Here is a 14851-nt window from a genome sequence, read left to right as displayed (position 1 = left end):
CGTGGGGGCAGGGCTATGCTTGAGGTTTTCACGGTTGGCGGCGGCGAGTATCTCGTAAACATCTTCAACGCGGTGGCGGCCTGGTCCGGCGGCGGGGGCTACAAGTCCCTCATCCGCGTCGTCATGGTCATGGGTCTCATTTATTCACTGCTCGTTGTGGCCTTCACGCTCAACTACAAAGCGTGGATGAACTGGTTCCTGCAGGCGACGGCAATCTATCTCTGCCTGATGGTCCCCACGGTCGACATCAAGGTGACCGACCGGCTCAATCCGAGCCTCGCCCCGGCGACGGTGGACAACGTGCCAATGGGATTGGGCATTCTCGCCAGCTTCACGACGCAGATCGGCGACTGGCTGACCCGGACCGCCGAGGCCGTGTTCGTCATGCCAAGCGAGCTTAACTATTCGACCAATGGCATGGTCTATGGCGCGCGTCTCTTCGATGCCACGCGCAATTTCGTCATCCGGGACGCGGAGTTCTCGACGAACCTTGAGAACCATTTCAAGAACTGCCTGTTCGGCGACGTCATGCTCTATCAGAAGTCGCTGACCAATCTCGCCAAGGCGACTGATCTGTGGGCGGAGATCGGGCCTGGCGCTGAGGCTCGGTCGCAGCAATGGCTCGAGCGCCAGGGCGACGGAACGGTCAACAGTTACATCATCACCTGTCGGCAGGCCTATCAGGCGCTGGACGCGCAGTGGGGACCGATGATCGAGGCCAACACCCCGCTCTGGGGGAAGGAGGCCTATCCGAAGCTGAGCAACGCGCTCGCCGCCGACAAGCTCAAGCACGATGTGCCGATCGTTAGCGCGGCCTTCACGGGCTCGAGCGGCAGCTATGCGGAAGTCATGCGGCAGAACACCGCGATCAATGCGTTCATGCAGGCGCGCAACGGCATGGCGGGCGGAGCCGGGGCCGCAGCGATCGACACGTTCGCACAGACACGCGCCGACATTCAGGCGCGCAACACCTATAGCTCGATCGCGCAGCAGGCGATGGCCTGGGTGCCGATCCTGAACATCGTCCTGACCGTCGTCTTCTTCGCCATGTTCCCGGTGATCTTCCCGCTGTTCCTGATGCCGCAGACGGGCCTGAGTTCGCTCAAGGGCTATGCGATGGGGTTCTTCTACCTCGCCGCCTGGGGCCCGCTCTACGTCATCCTTCACATGATCTGCATGACCCGCGCGACGTCGGCCGCAACGGGTGTTGCCGGCGGCGGCGTTACGCTCGCGAGCTATGCCGGGATCGGCGCGGTAAACGGGGAAACAGCGACGATTGCCGGCTTCATGCTGATGAGCGTGCCTTTCCTGGCCGCGGGTCTCGCGCGCGGTGCCATGTCGATTGCCGGCCACTCCATGTCGATGCTGGCGCCGGCGCAGAACGCGGCCGAGGCGGCCGCGCTCGAGCAGACCACCGGGAACTACTCCTATGGCAATGTGAGTTGGGCGAACGCGACATCGAACATGCGGCAGGCTGATCAGTGGTCGACCGCGCCGACCTATATGGGCGGGGGGGCGAGCTTTGGATGGCGCCAGGACAATGGGGCGATGGTGACGGGCTTCGGAAATGGGCAGGAAGTCTTCGACACGTCGGGAGCGATCTCGCGGCTCGGCTTTACGCCGACGATGACAAGCGGCTCCGTTGCCGAATGGCGCGAGATGGCCAGCGAGGCTCACCGGCAGTCGCAGGCCTATGAAAATGCCGCGGCCGAGATTCTGACCGCGACCCACGCGAACCGGAGCGCTTTCGGCACCTCGACCGAGCGGTCTTCCGGTTGGGATTCAAGCAGTGGGCGCCAGGCGAACACCTCCGTCGACCAGTTCGACCGGCGGACAGGGAGCAGCACGCAAGGCTTGGAGGAGCGATCATCTATTTCTCAGAGCGCACGGGTCTCTCAGGGGCATGAACGACAAGCGCAGATTAACGATACGGTCGGTGGAAATGTCGGTCTTGGCGTAGGCGGGGGCAAAGGCGGTGCGGGGAGAGGTGGGAGAGGCGGAATTCTGCCGACTATTGGTGCCTCTGTTTCGAAGACGGGAACTCAGACTGACGCGCTGCGCCATAACACCGATGAATCCCGGGGCACCGATAGCGCCAGCACGTCTTCGAGTGGTGTACGGGATGAACATTCAAGTGGCACCGGCGCGTCGATGTCCGACGGGACGTATTCGCGCAGCGGCAGCTTCAGTAGGGCCTCGACGACATCGTCAGCGTCGGCGAGCACGGAAGATTCGCTCGCGCTCGCCAAATCCTATTCCGAAACGGCACGTAAATTGGAGGAGCTTTCCCAGCAACTTTCCCGCGACGCCAGCTATGCCGAGACGCATGGCATGCAACTCAGCGAGAATCTGAGCCAGGATCTGGCGCAATGGTATCGCCGCCAACAGGTCGAAAACCCAGGCCTCGACGCGCCCGAGCTTTGGGCGACAGATCTTACCGACCAGCAGCGGATTGTTCGCCAGGAAATGATCACACGCTGGATGCATGACAAGCAGGACGGCATCCGGTCCGAGATCGCGGGTCGCCTGCACGATCCTGACCTCGTCGATGTGAGCCGGCCAGGCGTCTCCAGCGAGGCGGATGTCAGGGCATCCTACCGGCCACACGGGCCCGGACGGTTGCCCGCCGGTCCTGCCGGCGGCGGGGATGTAGGTGCCGGCGCAATCATCGAAGCGGGCAAGGCCGAGCTGGGCGGTGATCGTGCGGCGGCGCAGACGGTGCGGGGGCAGCGAGTGCAAGGGGCGGCCGATCTTGAGCAGGAGGTGAACCGTGACCATGACCGCGGCTTCTTCCAGGATCCCAAGCTTCGTAAATAGGATCAGAGGATGTAGAACATCGCTCCGACGAAGCCGGCCATCAAAGCATAGGCGAGAGCATAGCCGATGAGGCCTCCGCGGGTGGGGTGCCCTTGCTCATCCGTGATCATCTCGAGTTCTGGCAGATCATCCTCGACGACGGTGTAGATCGCGCCGCCGGACATATCCTTCGTTCGAATATAGGTATCGAGGTCGAATTTGACGAAACGCATGAGCATCTCCTGCGAAGGAAAATAGCCGGTTCGAGCGTGTTTCGCAACGGATTGAGGTGAATTACCGTGCTCGCTGGTATTCAAGCGCGCTAGGATCGACCTTCGGATCGTAAGCTATAGATATGTCGTGATATATTGAGGCGGAAGTTTTGAAGGATTGAGCGGCCTTGGAAATTATACCGCAGATATATCGTGAAGGCATCTCGCGCCGAGAAATTGAGGTCGCTGCTTGATGCCTGGGAACCGTCTGCAGTGGCCCCCAGTCCGAATCTGAAGGCGCTTGAGCTGACGGCGCAGGATCTTGTGGAACTACCCGCTTCGTAGTGGCTGGTGTCCGCTGGGGCGTGGCGCGCTCTACAACGGCCAGGCGCAGTTCAAGCTGCCGCTCTATGTGGTCCTCCCTGCCCGCTTCCAGACTCATTGGAGGACGAGGTCCGGCATATGCAAAGCAAGTTCCCGCCGTACGATCTGGGCTTCACGGCACAATCGCCTTCCGGGGACTACCGCGTGACGGCGACGCGACAGGGTCAGGAGGGAATGGAGATCAAGCTCAACTGCCAGTGCGGCAAGGCCCAGATCAAGGTAGAGGTGAACCCCACCCTGCACGGCCATCTCCTTCCTCTCCGCGACCTGCCGGCCCTGCAATTCAAGTTGGTTAACATTCGCAAGTCTCGGGAGGCGCAGCCGAAACGACATGAAGCCGCGCTACGACAGGGGCTTTGGTGATAAACTCAGTTCGGCTGCGGTCGCGGCGCGGATTGGCGATTATGCCAGGACCCCTGCGAGCCAGCGGGTGAAAGTGCCATCAGCCCAGTTCTTTGAGGTCACCAGGAAGTCGACCGGCGGCCGGGCCATGTCCGAGTGATTGGATAAGTCGTCCCCGGCGATCTCAAGCCTGATTTCGCGGATCGCGTGGTCCGTTGCGGCAAAGCTGAGCGTGAGATGGCGTGCCATCGTGTCGGAGAAGGGCGGTTCACACCGGATCGTACATTCGGCACCGTAGGCGTCGAGTGTCACCTGAAGGTGCTCGAGCGCGCGGAGCACGTCACGGCCAAGGTCTGAGTTGACCGGAACAAAGCGGCGGGAGCGATAGATAGGTATTGCGCAGGCTTGCATGGCCTGAGCTTGACCATCGGGGGCGACCTCACAGACCACAAGGGCCAGAAAGGGACCGCCAATAGTACAATGTCGCGTTCCTTGTATTGTCTGGACCCGGAGAGGCTGCCGCCTCGGCAAATAGAGCAGCGGTAGCCGGACGTCGGTTGCGTAAAGAAGCAGAAAGCCGGGAGCGGGGTGTCCGGGGCACCCGCAGCGGATCAAGGTCGATGCGACTTCGCCAGAATGGAAGGGCGCGGTGTGGGTCCATAGATGATCAGCCAGCTTCACGCCTGAAATAGTCTCGAAGCCCTCTGCAGCGGTGGTTAAAGCAGCGAATACGTCTGTCATCGAAGGTTCGTCGGGGGTGGCGGCGGGCGCTGGAATGATGTTGCTGCCCGCGGCTTAGATCAAGCATTCGAGGAGATCGTTCAGGCTGAGAGTAGGGGGAGCACCGGCGGTGGGCGGGCAGGAGATATCCCCGGAGGTGGACAAGGTGAAATATTTGCGATCGGGATCGGCCGGTGATTGTCCATCCCTGATCAAGATAGTTGTCCAGCCTGTACGATTGAACCGAACGAAGGCTCTCGCGCGTGAGCGACGCAACGCTGTAGCCCTGTTGGGTGGTCAGCCGGTTCGCGGAGGGCTGCGATGCGCATCGTCACGCGCTAGCGCTGGATGTCACTGCTCACTACGGGCGCAACTGATGCAGAGTGCGGCTTCCGGCCGGGCCTCAAGGCGCGCGGGTGCGATAGCGGCGCCGCAGCGGACGCAGTCGCCATAGGTGCCCTGCTCGATCCTTTCGAGGGCACGGCTCACGGATGCTATCTCGCGGTCGAGGAGGGCGGCCTGACCCTCGAGCGCGGCATCGTCTTCCTTTTCGACCGCCTGCTCGGAAAAATCGGCAGCCAGGGGTTCCGCGAGATCGGCCTCGATCCGGCCATGTCTGCCGCGAAGCTCCGCGAGCTGTGCTTCAAGCCGGACTTTCGTGGCGGCGGCATCGGTCATTTGATCATCCCCTGGAATATACATGCGATCCGGTCGATATTAGGCCGTTGGCGTGATATCGCATTGGTCCGACGTTCAGAGCGCCTTTTTCAGGCGCCGGTAGGCGTCGCGAAGTTCATTGCCAAGATTTTGCAGGGCAGTCCCGATTTCCTCGCCGCTCTTGTGCAGGCCCGCTTCAGCGACGAAGCGGTTCCACTTGGCCTCAATGTTACCCCATTCTTGCTTGGCTTCCATGGTCGCGAGGTGGACTTGAACCTCCGCTTCCCCCCTGAGCTTGACGAGATCCGCCTTCAGGTCATCGAGTGCGTTCATGTCGTTTCTCCTCGGCCACCAAGATTCTACTACTTGCATGCACTAGCGAACCAAACCGCCTACCGCGTTACGTAAACCACCGGATGGAGCGGACCGAGGCGCCGCCTGTAGGTCTGATCCGCTTCGGATCGAGCGCAAATCGTGGATTGGTTTGTCGCGGCGGAGCAATTCGCGTTCCATTGCTGGGGTTCGGTGGCTCCTATTGCTGGCAGCGCCACGCGCATCTTCTGCAGCGGCACAGGACGGTGGTGCGTCACGAGAATCGCCGCGTAACGCCATGTATGGCTTGCTCATGAGGTAACCGACTGTTCCAACCTGGCTGCTTGATTGCGTTTTCTCCAGACTGAGGCGTGCCTTTGGGGTCCGGGACTTTACGGATCAGCCGATCACGACCCGCGTGCCATAGAGCGGGGAACTGGAGGATATGATGACCATTCGAGATATTCTGTTGCAGACCAACACACATCCCGAACCGACCCCGCAATGGGCGATCGACAGGGTGGCCGAACTGGGCGCGCGGTTTGGCGCGAAAGTCTCACTTGCCGTCTGCCAGGTCCATATCCCCCAGATGTCGAACTGGTTGGCGAACAAGCTCCTCAACATCGATGGCATGATCGCGGGTGAAAACAAGAAGAGCATCGCCAACGGCCTTGCGCTTGGCGAAAGTTTCGTAGCGAAGCTGGCGGGCGAACAGCTCGGTGAGACGGTAACAATAAACTGTCCTGGCATGGTAACCCACTGGGAGCTCGCCGTGCGGGCGAGGGCGCATGACCTCACGGTGGTTCCGGTTTATGGACATGCGGAGACGATTTCGCTCGCCGAGGGACTGGTGTTCGAAAGCGGTCGTCCCGTCCTGTTGCTGCCAGAGGTCACGAGCTCGGAATGGAATTTCGACAGGATCGCCATCGCCTGGGATGGGAGCAGCGTTTCGGCACGCGCACTCTCCGATGCGATGCCTTGGGCGCGGCAGGCCAGTTCGGTTGCGATCGTGCAGGTCGCCGGTGAGAAGGACCTGTCAAGGGCGGCCCCCCTGGCCGAGGCGGTTCGCAACCTCAGGCTGCATGGGATCGATGCGAAGGCGGTCGAAATTGGACTTGATGGGTGCGATGCGGCAGCGGCGCTCCAGGGCTATTGTCAGCGTGATGAGCGCGGTCTGTTGGTCATGGGCGCGTTCGGGCAGTCTCGCGCGCGGCAATTCGTCCTGGGGGGCGTGACGCGATCGGTTCTCGATGACCCGAAGTTACCGATCCTCATCTCGCACTGATGTTCAGATCCCTCGCAGGGAGACATATAGTCCAACGGCGATCACGATCAGCGCGAAGGTCCGCTCCAGCAGATCTTTGCGTGTCGCCATGCGGCGCCCTAGCCGGATACCGATAAGGCCGCCCCCTATGCCGCCAAGGATCATCAGGGCGACCAGCGGCCAGTTTACGAAGCCGGACAGGGCGTAGGAAGCCGCGGTCGTGACGCCAAGCGCGGTCACGACCGCCAGTGATGTGCCGATTGCGTTGCGCAATGGCATTGCCGTGGCGGCCATGAGACCCGGGACGATGAGGAAACCTCCGCCAATTCCGAAGAAGCCAGCGGCGAGTCCAACGCTAAAACCGATCGGTACGAGGCGAGGTAATAGAACCGAAGCGGTGGCGCGGGATAGACGCACATTTGGCGCTTCCGCGTCATGGCGCGGCCTCAACATCGATATGCCGACGCCGATCATCAGCAATCCGAACAGACTGAGGAGGCGATTGCCATCCATCGCTTTACCCAGCTCTGCTCCGAGTGCGGCGCCCAACACGCCCGCGAGGGCAAAGACAATGGCGCATGGCCATTTGACGGTCCCTTCACGCGCATGGCCAATCAGTCCCGTCGCTGCATTGGCAGCGACCGCGACTGCGGCCGTCCCGATGGCAGCATGGGTCGAGCCGACCCCGACGGCATAAACGAGGAGCGGAACGGCGAGGATGGATCCGCCACCGCCGACCAGTCCGAGCACGAGGCCGATAACAGCGCCAGAGGCGACGGCGACGAGGCTTCCCATGGCGGGCACGGCCGGTTCAGGCCATTGGCGCGCGGCGGTTCCTGGGCAATGTGCTGAGCAGGGTCGCCATGCCGCACCAGCCCGTTGCGCCGGCAAACATCAGGCCTGCGCCAATGAAGGCGGGGAGGGCCATGAAGGCGGGGGCGACGGTTAGCGAAAGGACAGTGCCCAGCAACACCAGGCTGCCGGTGACAAGTTGGACTTGGCGCATCACCGTAATCGGCTGTTTATGATCGATCTGGGTGGCCGCGCCAGCCTTTTTCCATGCATCCATTCCTCCTTCGAGAATATAGCAAGGGCGTCCGTGTGCCGCGTCGGCAAGCGCTTGAGCAGCGGTACCGGTACGCATGCCGGATTTGCAATGGAAGATAATTGGCCCGGCGGCGGTTGATACGTCGCCCACTCTGGCGAGCGGGATGTTTACCGCGCCGGGAATCCGCTCGCGAGCATGTTCGTCAGGATCGCGGATGTCGACCAGGGTCGCGCCTGCAGAAATCGCCCGCTTGGCGTCAATCGGGGTGATGGTCGCAATCGGCATCATGTCACTCCATGCAATATAGGTTGTAGAGTGTGGCGAGGAGGTCGCCCGTCTTCGGATCCGCGATGCGATACCAGATCGTCTGGCTCTCGCGGCGTGTGGTGACGATGGCTTCGCCACGCATTTTAGCGAGATGCTGGGAAAGGGCGGATTGCGATAGTCCGGATTCCGCCACGAGTTGGGTGACAGTCATCTCGCCATGTTCGACGAGTTTGCAGAGCACCATCAGGCGACGGGTATTGCCTATGGCCTTGAGCAGGCTTGCGACCTGGCTGGCCTTTGCTTCGAAGGTGGCGAGATCCATCGGCTGTTTGAGCATGTTCGCCTCTAATATGCGATATTGCTAAATTAGTAATCAACAATATATGTGTCAAGACACGGGAGGTGGCGCGATGTCCAGCAAGCCGATCATTGAGGCATTCTTTGACGAACCGACCAACACGGTGAGCTACCTGCTCGGTGATCCCGAGAGTCGCCGGGCTGCGGTCATCGACCCGGTGCTCGACTTCAACTTGTCAAATGGTGAGGTGGACACTCGCTCGGTCGAGCGCATTCTCCGGTGCGCGGAGGAGCAGGGGTTGGTCATCGTGATGGTGCTCGAAACCCATGCGCATGCCGATCACCTGTCTGCAGCGCCCTACATCAAGGCAAAGACGGGCGCGGTGATCGGCATCGGTGAGCATATCCGGGATGTGCAGAGAATCTTTCGTCCCGTTTTTGCTTTCGAGGACTTGAAGACCGACGGCTCCGATTTCGATCACCTGCTTGGCGATGGCGAGCGGTGCACTCTCGGAGACCTTGAGATCGAGGTCATGCATGTGCCCGGACACACACCGGCGGACGTGGCCTATCGGATCGGCGATGCGGTCTTCGTCGGCGACACGCTCTTCATGCCGGACTACGGTACGGCTCGGGCTGATTTTCCCGGAGGCGACGCGCGGACACTCTATCATTCGATTCGGCGGATCCTGGATCTCCCGGCGAATACACGGCTGCTGATGTGCCATGACTACAAGGCGCCAGGCCGTGAGGAGTATCGGTGGGAAACGACTGTAAGCGAGCAGCGGCAAGCCAATGTGCACGTCCATGACGGCGTGACCGAGGATGCGTTTGTGGCGATGCGGGAGGCCCGCGATGCCACGCTTGCCGTCCCAAAGCTGCTGCTTCCCTCGATTCAGGTTAACATTCGCGCTGGGCACTTGCCGGCAGCGGAAGCGAACGGCGTCCACTATCTCAAAATACCGGTTAAGATTAAGAGCCAAGGGTAACAGCAGGGCACAGTTGGTCGGTGGCGGAGAGGCAACATCCGGCATATCGGGGTGCATCCCAGGCAACGGACGGAAGGATCCATTTTGGGCCAAGTTCTTCACCGAAGCGCTCGCACGACCGAGGCGGTCCATCAGGCAATTCAGCATAGCCAGGACAGTCTGCGGGTTCTGGCCAATCACCATGGTGTCGACCCGAAGACGGTGGCGAAATGGGGGCTGGGGAACGATCGTTCCCGCTCCTGTGTTTCGGGCCCGGCGCAGGCTGTTCCGGCGTCAACCGCAAACCGTCTTTCGAGCGGTGGCATGTGATAGATACATCTCTTGGCCGGGGGTGGTGGTTGGATGAAATTGCCAAGATGGAGACTATTTGGGGCTGCCTACCCGGTAGGAGGTGTAGAAGGCGCGCGGCGTGATCTGGTCGCCGGTATCAACCTCGCGTCAATGAACGTACCGCAATTGTTGGGGTACGCCCACATCGCCGGCATGCCTCTCGTCGCGGGGCTTTACACCGCTCTGCTGGCACCCCTCGGTTTCGCGCTGGTCGGCTCCTCGCGGCACCTTGTGGTGGCTGCGGACTCGGGCACGGCGGCCATTCTGGCAGGCTCGCTCAGTCACATGGCGACGCCGGGCAGTGCTCATTATGCATCGCTTGCGGCAATGACGGCGCTGCTGACGGCCGTAATGCTGATCGTGGCGCGGCTTTTCAAACTCGGCTTCCTCGCCGATTTCTTGTCGCGCACCGTGCTGGTCGGGTTCCTCACGGGTGTTGGAATCCAGGTGGCAATTGCGATGTTGGGTGACATGCTGGGGATCGCGGCCAGCGGTCACGGAGCCGTTTCGCAGTTGTGGCAATTGGTAAATGGCATTTCTCACCTGAGCCCCGCTACGCTTGGGCTTTCGCTGCTTCTGGTGTTGGCGCTGCTTGGCGGCAAGCGGCTTGCCCCGAATGCGCCGATTGCTCTCGGACTGGTCATTGCGACGGCCGGCGCCAGTTGGGCGTGGAACTTCGCTGCGTTCGGCGTCGCGACGATTGGTCCGGTTGCAGGCGGATTGCCACCGTTTGGTCTATCACTCCCGAATTGGGATGAAGTGCTTCAACTGTTGCCGGTCGCCGCTTCGTGCTTCGTGGTGATTATCGCCCAAAGCGCAGCGACGGCGCGCGCGATCGCGGCGCGTTACAACGAACACCTTGTTGAGGATGACGATATTCTGGGTCTCGCCATCGCGAATGGCGCGGCAGCGCTCTCAGGGGCATTCGTCGTGAACGGAAGCCCTACGCAGACGGCGATGGCAGAACGTGCCGGTGCGCGCAGCCAACTAGCCCAGATCGCGTTCGCAGGCTGTGTGTTCATTGTCCTGCTCCTTCTCACAGCGCCTCTCCAGTTCCTGCCGCGATGCATGCTGGCCGCCGTGATCTTCACAATTGCCATCGGCATGATTGATCTTGGCACACTGCGCGCGATGAGAGGCGAAAGCCCCGGCGAATTCAAATTGGCCGTCACAACCGCTTGTGCGGTCGCGATCATTGGCGTCGAGCAGGGCGTCCTGTTAGCCATCACCCTATCGCTGCTCAGGCATGTGCGGCAGAGCTATCGACCAAACACCGCGGTCCTGCAATGGCAAGCGGAGCACGGTTGGATTGCGACGCCGGTGACGCCAGGGCACGAGTCCGCGCCTGGCCTCATCTTTTATAGATTCGGTGCGGTTCTATTCTATGCAAACGCCTCTCGCTTCGCTGACGAGATCCTATCGTTGGTGAACAGTGCTCCCGATCGGGTGCGCTGGCTGGTCATCGAGGCCGATGCGATCACCAACATCGATTACACGGCCGCGCGCGTGGTCCTGAGCCTGTTGGAGGAACTGCATCGCCAGGAGATAGGGATATTCTTCGCTCGCGTAAGCCCCTCACTCCATGCTGATTTGGATCGCCACGGTGTCACGGCAGCGCTCGGAAAGGGAAAGATCTTTGGAAGTCGTCATGAAGCACTGGCGGCGATCGGGGTCTAAGGGAGTGTCAGGATTTCCGTGTGCGGCGAGGCGGTTGACCATCAGGCCGTCATGGCTCTGATGAAACGTTCGCCGAAGAGCACGGCAAATTGTGCCTTTGCCATGTTCCACTCACGGGGCGGCATTTTCCACTCTTTTTCCGATCTGTTCAAGATCAGATAAAGCAGCTTGGTGGCTGCCTCATCATTGGGGAAATGCCCTCTGGCGCGGACCGCCCGGCGCAGCTTGGAATTGAGGGCTTCTATGGAATTCGTCGTATAGACGATCCGCCTGACTTCGTCGGGAAAGGCGAAAAATGGGATGACCTCGGTCCAGGCCCGACGCCAGCTCTGGCCGATAGCGGGATAGCGCTGGCCCCAGAAGCCGGCCTCGAATGCCGTCAGCGCCTCCTGGGCGGCGGCGGCATCGACGGCACGGTAGATGGCTTTCAGGGCCATTCCGAGCGCCTTGCGATCCTTCCACGCCACGAAATCCATCGAGTTTCGCAGCAAGTGGACGATGCAGGTCTGAACCATCGCTTCGGGAAATACGGCGGTGATGGCATCGGGGAAGCCCTTGAGCCCATCAACGACGGCCAGCATGATGTCCTCGACGCCACGGTTGCGCAGTTCGTTCATGACGCGCAGCCAGAATTTGGCGCCTTCATTCTGCTCCAGCCACAGCCCCAGGACGACCTTGGTGCCGTCGGCCATAACGCCCAGGGCAATATGGATCGCCTTGTTGCGGACCATGCCTTCGTCCCTGATTTTGACCCGGATCGCATCGAAGAAAACCAGCGGATAGGCAGGATCCAGGGGCCGCTGCTGCCAGGCTGCGACTTCCTCCAGCACCGCGTCGGTGATCGTGCTGATCAGATCGGGCGAGGCCTCGATCCCATACAGATCGCGCAAATGTCCGGTGATCTCCCGCGTGCTCATGCCCCGCGCGTACATGGAGATGATCTTGTCGTCGAAACCGGGGAAGCGACGCTGATACTTGGCGATCAACTGCGGATCGAAACTGCCGGCCCGATCGCGCGGCACCTCGACCTCGATCCGCCCACTGTCGGTCGTCACCGTCTTGCGACCATAGCCATTGCGGTTGTTGCCCACCTGGTCATCATGCCCGAGATGATGATCCATCTCCGCGTTGAGGGCCCGTTCGGCAAAAGCCTTCTTCAGTGAATCGAGCAGGCCGCCCTGGCTGAGCGCTGCCGCCGCGTCAGTGCCGGCCAACAGCTGATCGAGAATCTCGTTCGGTATCGAGGGTTCTTTCCGTCGTGACATATTGGGTCTCCTTGTTGCCCATTATGCCTCGCCGCACACGGAAATCCTGACACTCCCGGGTCTAAAACGGCAGCGTGGCGCCTTGTACTGCCAACCAGTTCGTCCACCGGATCCCGGCTATCGGCTTTGAAACGCAGCGGGACTTCCAGCACGCGTTCGAGATCGTTAGGCCACAGCCGCCTCGCCAAGAGTGTCTAATCCGATCTCGGGTCGATCGTCTAACATCACAACAGCCATTTAACATTACTACTGTTAAATGGCTGTCCCCTGCTAGATAGAGTCATTGAGGGGGTGACGCCCGGCTTCCCTCAATGATTGACTTCGAGGATGTCGTCACGGACCCGCGCGACCGTTGCTTCCTCGCTCGGCGTGCACAGCTGTCTTTGCAAATTCGTCCACAACGGGGATCCGTGTGGCTCCTTCCTCTTCGTATTCCCCGCCGATGTCCTAAAATAGTTCGCGCACGCGGCTATAGGGATTGCCTGTCTCAGCGAAACGTCGCGCCTTGCGGGCGATGACCTCGTCGATCGGTAGCTCCTGCGCGAACATTTCGTCGAAATCCTCGCCGCTCATGCAGATGATCCGCTTGCCGCGGCCAAAGGCGTGCAGGCCGTCTTCGCTGAAGCCGATATAGCTGACGAACAGTCCGCGCGACCACGCCGCCTTCTCGCCGAGCTTGCCTTCGAACACATGAAGATCGGCGGCCGGGGTGGGCTTCGCCTCCCATTTGGCTTCGAGCAAATAGGTGTGGCCGGCCAGATCGAAGCTGCCGTCGATTTGCTCTCCCCGGAGACGAAAGCTGTCCCGCGGCTTCAGTCCGAAGAGGTCGAAGGTGTCCCGCAGGAAGCGCTCGAATGCGAAGCCGCGCTGCTGGGGTGGAAGGTCCCAGAGAGCAAGGAGAGCCTTCCGCGCCTCTGCGATTTGCGTCCTCCGGAAGGCGGGCGGCGGAGTGGCTGCCGGCGCCGCCGGCCCACCCTCGAGCCGCGCGATCAGTTCGAGAAAGCGACCCTCGGCATTGGCCACAGCTTCCGCCCTGCCGCGCCGTGCGTAGATGGCCTGGCGATACTCCCAAAGCGCGCGCAGCGTCCGCACGGCGGTTGCGGGATCGACAATCGTCAGGAAGGCCCGCAGCCGCTTCGCCTTGGAGGTTCCGTTCCGCGCATATTTCGGATCGTCGATGTCGAGGTTCAGTTCTTGCGCAAAGAACTGGCTCATCGTCCGATCGGAGAAGTCGAGGACATAGCCGCTGCCCATCTCGAAAATGTCGTCGAGCAGGATCATGTCGATTGGTCGCACGCCGTTCGTCACCGGATCACCACTACCGTGGCGCCGATTGTGTGTTCGATGGTCTTCCAGTCCTTGTCGGCGGTCCATGCCGGCAGGTCATCCCGGATTGCAAGGGCGAGGCAGAAGCGGTCGCCGAGCGAAAGCCCGGCCTTGATCGTGAGCGGCCGGAGCATTCCGGCTTGCGCGCTAAGTTCCGTATCGACCGGAACGACAGTGATCGGCAATGCACCGAGCATTTCATCGATAAGCTCGCGGGGTGAGCCGGTTTTTGCATAATGCGACACGACCTCCGCGTAGTTGACCGCGCTGACTATCGACTCATCAAGGACGCCCGCGACCTTTTCGGCCCCAGGTTCGCCTTTCAGCAGCGTCAATATGGCCGAGGCGTCGAGGACTACTCCTGCCATTCGCTCTTCCGCTCTTTCAGGAAATCGTCGACGGAGGTGCCGTCCTTGCCCTCCGTGAGCGCCTTGCTTAGCGCTTGCGCCCGAGCAACAGCTTGGGCGACTGTCCGCAGGACGACACCTTCAGCCGTTTCTTCGACCAGCACCGCACCGCCTTTTTCAAGTCCGAGGCGCCTACGGATTTCGATAGGAAGGCTCATCCGTCCATTGGGCGTTATGGTTATCTGGAGCGTCATGATGGCCTGCGTCCTCACGAGTGGCATATGACGATTCTACTACCAGCTCTAACATCAAATGACCATTGAGTGTTCTAATGACATTCGCCGTCCAGCGAGGAATGATGGATGGCTTTATGTCCGATAAACATGATTCTCGGACATAAATGGGGGGACTTCAATCTATGGTGGATAGCACCGATAGCGACATTATATTAGATTTCGCCGTAGATGCCTCATGTCCGCATCCAAGAGAGAAACCGCCGATGACCATTCATAGCGTCAAAATCACTGCTGATGGCCGGATCCAGATTCCGGCGCAACTGCGCAAGGAAATGAAGCTTCAGGGCGGCGACATCCTCAATCTGGCCCAGTCGGCCCGAAG

The 14851-nt window shown here is 60.9% G+C and carries 17 protein-coding genes and 1 pseudogene; 7 read left to right on the top strand and 11 right to left on the bottom strand.

Features of this window, described 5'->3' with window-relative positions; genetic code table 11:
* Nucleotides 1-15: 15 nt before the first annotated feature.
* Nucleotides 16-2817 (top strand): conjugal transfer protein TraG N-terminal domain-containing protein, encoded by a 2802-nt coding sequence (locus tag EBBID32_RS07615; RefSeq protein ID WP_006953559.1) that lies wholly within the window; start codon nt 16-18, stop codon nt 2815-2817.
* 2 nt (nt 2818-2819) lie between these two features.
* Here the strand turns inward: EBBID32_RS07615 and EBBID32_RS07610 are convergent, their stop codons facing one another.
* Nucleotides 2820-3029, bottom strand: a complete 210-nt coding sequence (locus EBBID32_RS07610) for a hypothetical protein (protein ID WP_006953557.1) — start codon at nt 3027-3029, stop codon at nt 2820-2822.
* A gap of 441 nt (nt 3030-3470) precedes the next feature.
* Here EBBID32_RS07610 and EBBID32_RS07605 point away from each other — a divergent pair, with 441 nt between their 5' ends.
* Complete coding sequence (locus tag EBBID32_RS07605; protein ID WP_037489580.1) at nt 3471-3755, top strand: hypothetical protein; 285 nt, start codon at nt 3471-3473, stop codon at nt 3753-3755.
* A 39-nt stretch (nt 3756-3794) separates the two neighbouring features.
* Here EBBID32_RS07605 and EBBID32_RS24040 read toward each other — a convergent pair whose 3' ends face one another.
* The 3 genes from EBBID32_RS24040 to EBBID32_RS07590 form a co-directional block, all read right to left on the bottom strand.
* The gene (locus EBBID32_RS24040; RefSeq protein ID WP_156022495.1) at nt 3795-4475 is read right to left on the bottom strand and encodes a hypothetical protein; all 681 of its coding nucleotides are present in this window, start codon (nt 4473-4475) and stop codon (nt 3795-3797) included.
* Between the two features lie 330 nt (nt 4476-4805).
* A complete protein-coding gene (locus EBBID32_RS07595; protein WP_037489677.1) occupies nt 4806-5132 on the bottom strand; it encodes a TraR/DksA family transcriptional regulator in 327 nt (108 codons plus the stop codon).
* A gap of 75 nt (nt 5133-5207) precedes the next feature.
* Nucleotides 5208-5444 (bottom strand): hypothetical protein, encoded by a 237-nt coding sequence (locus EBBID32_RS07590; RefSeq protein WP_006953553.1) that lies wholly within the window; start codon nt 5442-5444, stop codon nt 5208-5210.
* Between the two features lie 427 nt (nt 5445-5871).
* On the opposite strand from EBBID32_RS07590, the gene EBBID32_RS07585 reads away from it, so the two are divergent.
* Nucleotides 5872-6708, top strand: a complete 837-nt coding sequence (locus EBBID32_RS07585) for a universal stress protein (protein WP_006953552.1) — start codon at nt 5872-5874, stop codon at nt 6706-6708.
* 3 nt (nt 6709-6711) lie between these two features.
* Here EBBID32_RS07585 and EBBID32_RS07580 read toward each other — a convergent pair whose 3' ends face one another.
* The 3 genes from EBBID32_RS07580 to EBBID32_RS07570 are packed head-to-tail and all read right to left on the bottom strand — an operon-like array spanning nt 6712 to nt 8339.
* Nucleotides 6712-7482, bottom strand: a complete 771-nt coding sequence (locus EBBID32_RS07580) for a sulfite exporter TauE/SafE family protein (protein WP_156022500.1) — start codon at nt 7480-7482, stop codon at nt 6712-6714.
* 16 nt (nt 7483-7498) lie between these two features.
* Nucleotides 7499-8020 (bottom strand): rhodanese family protein, encoded by a 522-nt coding sequence (locus tag EBBID32_RS07575; RefSeq protein WP_037489674.1) that lies wholly within the window; start codon nt 8018-8020, stop codon nt 7499-7501.
* Between the two features lie 4 nt (nt 8021-8024).
* Nucleotides 8025-8339, bottom strand: coding sequence for an ArsR/SmtB family transcription factor (locus EBBID32_RS07570; protein WP_006953547.1), 315 nt, complete (start codon nt 8337-8339; stop codon nt 8025-8027).
* A 73-nt stretch (nt 8340-8412) separates the two neighbouring features.
* Here EBBID32_RS07570 and EBBID32_RS07565 point away from each other — a divergent pair, with 73 nt between their 5' ends.
* The 3 genes and pseudogenes from EBBID32_RS07565 (at nt 8413) to EBBID32_RS07560 (ending at nt 11295) form a co-directional block, all read left to right on the top strand.
* Nucleotides 8413-9288 carry an MBL fold metallo-hydrolase gene (locus EBBID32_RS07565; protein WP_006953545.1) on the top strand — a complete coding sequence of 292 codons (876 nt, stop codon included), beginning with the start codon at nt 8413-8415 and terminating at the stop codon, nt 9286-9288.
* An 84-nt stretch (nt 9289-9372) separates the two neighbouring features.
* Nucleotides 9373-9522 (top strand): annotated as a pseudogene (locus EBBID32_RS24035) (IS481 family transposase); the annotation flags it as partial.
* A gap of 108 nt (nt 9523-9630) precedes the next feature.
* Nucleotides 9631-11295: a SulP family inorganic anion transporter gene (locus tag EBBID32_RS07560; RefSeq protein ID WP_051093302.1), complete on the top strand. Its 1665-nt coding sequence runs from the start codon at nt 9631-9633 to the stop codon at nt 11293-11295.
* Nucleotides 11296-11336: 41 nt separating this feature from the next.
* Here EBBID32_RS07560 and EBBID32_RS07555 read toward each other — a convergent pair whose 3' ends face one another.
* The 4 genes from EBBID32_RS07555 to EBBID32_RS07540 form a co-directional block, all read right to left on the bottom strand.
* Nucleotides 11337-12560 carry an IS256 family transposase gene (locus EBBID32_RS07555; protein ID WP_006953541.1) on the bottom strand — a complete coding sequence of 408 codons (1224 nt, stop codon included), beginning with the start codon at nt 12558-12560 and terminating at the stop codon, nt 11337-11339.
* Nucleotides 12561-13007: 447 nt separating this feature from the next.
* The gene (locus EBBID32_RS07550; protein ID WP_037489574.1) at nt 13008-13841 is read right to left on the bottom strand and encodes a restriction endonuclease; all 834 of its coding nucleotides are present in this window, start codon (nt 13839-13841) and stop codon (nt 13008-13010) included.
* A gap of 23 nt (nt 13842-13864) precedes the next feature.
* Entirely contained in the window at nt 13865-14254 is a 390-nt protein-coding gene (locus EBBID32_RS07545) for a type II toxin-antitoxin system VapC family toxin (protein ID WP_006953537.1), read from the bottom strand.
* Complete coding sequence (locus EBBID32_RS07540) at nt 14242-14487, bottom strand: AbrB/MazE/SpoVT family DNA-binding domain-containing protein (RefSeq protein WP_037489668.1); 246 nt, start codon at nt 14485-14487, stop codon at nt 14242-14244. Before EBBID32_RS07540 ends, EBBID32_RS07545 begins: the two co-directional genes overlap by 13 nt.
* Nucleotides 14488-14651: 164 nt before the next feature.
* Here EBBID32_RS07540 and EBBID32_RS24830 point away from each other — a divergent pair.
* The coding region (locus tag EBBID32_RS24830) for an AbrB/MazE/SpoVT family DNA-binding domain-containing protein (protein WP_231382137.1) at nt 14652-14851 on the top strand (200 nt) is incomplete at its 3' end.

The organism is Sphingobium indicum BiD32, assembly GCF_000382885.1.
Lineage (GTDB): Bacteria > Pseudomonadota > Alphaproteobacteria > Sphingomonadales > Sphingomonadaceae > Sphingobium > Sphingobium japonicum_C.
The sequence above is the reverse complement of the archived record's forward strand: the minus strand, read 5'-3'. Positions and strand labels throughout refer to the sequence as shown.

Excerpts from the sequence above, each read along its gene's own strand:
- EBBID32_RS24040 (WP_156022495.1), bottom strand. The coding sequence starts at position 4,475 with ATGACAGACGTATTCGCTGCTTTAACCACCGCTGCAGAGGGCTTCGAG.
- EBBID32_RS07565 (WP_006953545.1), top strand. The coding sequence starts at position 8,413 with ATGTCCAGCAAGCCGATCATTGAGGCATTCTTTGACGAACCGACCAAC.
- EBBID32_RS07550 (WP_037489574.1), bottom strand. The coding sequence starts at position 13,841 with ATGATCCTGCTCGACGACATTTTCGAGATGGGCAGCGGCTATGTCCTC.
- EBBID32_RS07595 (WP_037489677.1), bottom strand. The coding sequence starts at position 5,132 with ATGACCGATGCCGCCGCCACGAAAGTCCGGCTTGAAGCACAGCTCGCG.
- EBBID32_RS07590 (WP_006953553.1), bottom strand. The coding sequence starts at position 5,444 with ATGAACGCACTCGATGACCTGAAGGCGGATCTCGTCAAGCTCAGGGGG.
- EBBID32_RS07545 (WP_006953537.1), bottom strand. The coding sequence starts at position 14,254 with ATGGCAGGAGTAGTCCTCGACGCCTCGGCCATATTGACGCTGCTGAAA.
- EBBID32_RS07610 (WP_006953557.1), bottom strand. The coding sequence starts at position 3,029 with ATGCGTTTCGTCAAATTCGACCTCGATACCTATATTCGAACGAAGGAT.
- EBBID32_RS07570 (WP_006953547.1), bottom strand. The coding sequence starts at position 8,339 with ATGCTCAAACAGCCGATGGATCTCGCCACCTTCGAAGCAAAGGCCAGC.
- EBBID32_RS07605 (WP_037489580.1), top strand. The coding sequence starts at position 3,471 with ATGCAAAGCAAGTTCCCGCCGTACGATCTGGGCTTCACGGCACAATCG.
- EBBID32_RS07560 (WP_051093302.1), top strand. The coding sequence starts at position 9,631 with ATGAAATTGCCAAGATGGAGACTATTTGGGGCTGCCTACCCGGTAGGA.
- EBBID32_RS07615 (WP_006953559.1), top strand. The coding sequence starts at position 16 with ATGCTTGAGGTTTTCACGGTTGGCGGCGGCGAGTATCTCGTAAACATC.
- EBBID32_RS07580 (WP_156022500.1), bottom strand. The coding sequence starts at position 7,482 with ATGGGAAGCCTCGTCGCCGTCGCCTCTGGCGCTGTTATCGGCCTCGTG.
- EBBID32_RS07585 (WP_006953552.1), top strand. The coding sequence starts at position 5,872 with ATGACCATTCGAGATATTCTGTTGCAGACCAACACACATCCCGAACCG.
- EBBID32_RS07555 (WP_006953541.1), bottom strand. The coding sequence starts at position 12,560 with ATGTCACGACGGAAAGAACCCTCGATACCGAACGAGATTCTCGATCAG.
- EBBID32_RS07540 (WP_037489668.1), bottom strand. The coding sequence starts at position 14,487 with ATGACGCTCCAGATAACCATAACGCCCAATGGACGGATGAGCCTTCCT.
- EBBID32_RS07575 (WP_037489674.1), bottom strand. The coding sequence starts at position 8,020 with ATGCCGATTGCGACCATCACCCCGATTGACGCCAAGCGGGCGATTTCT.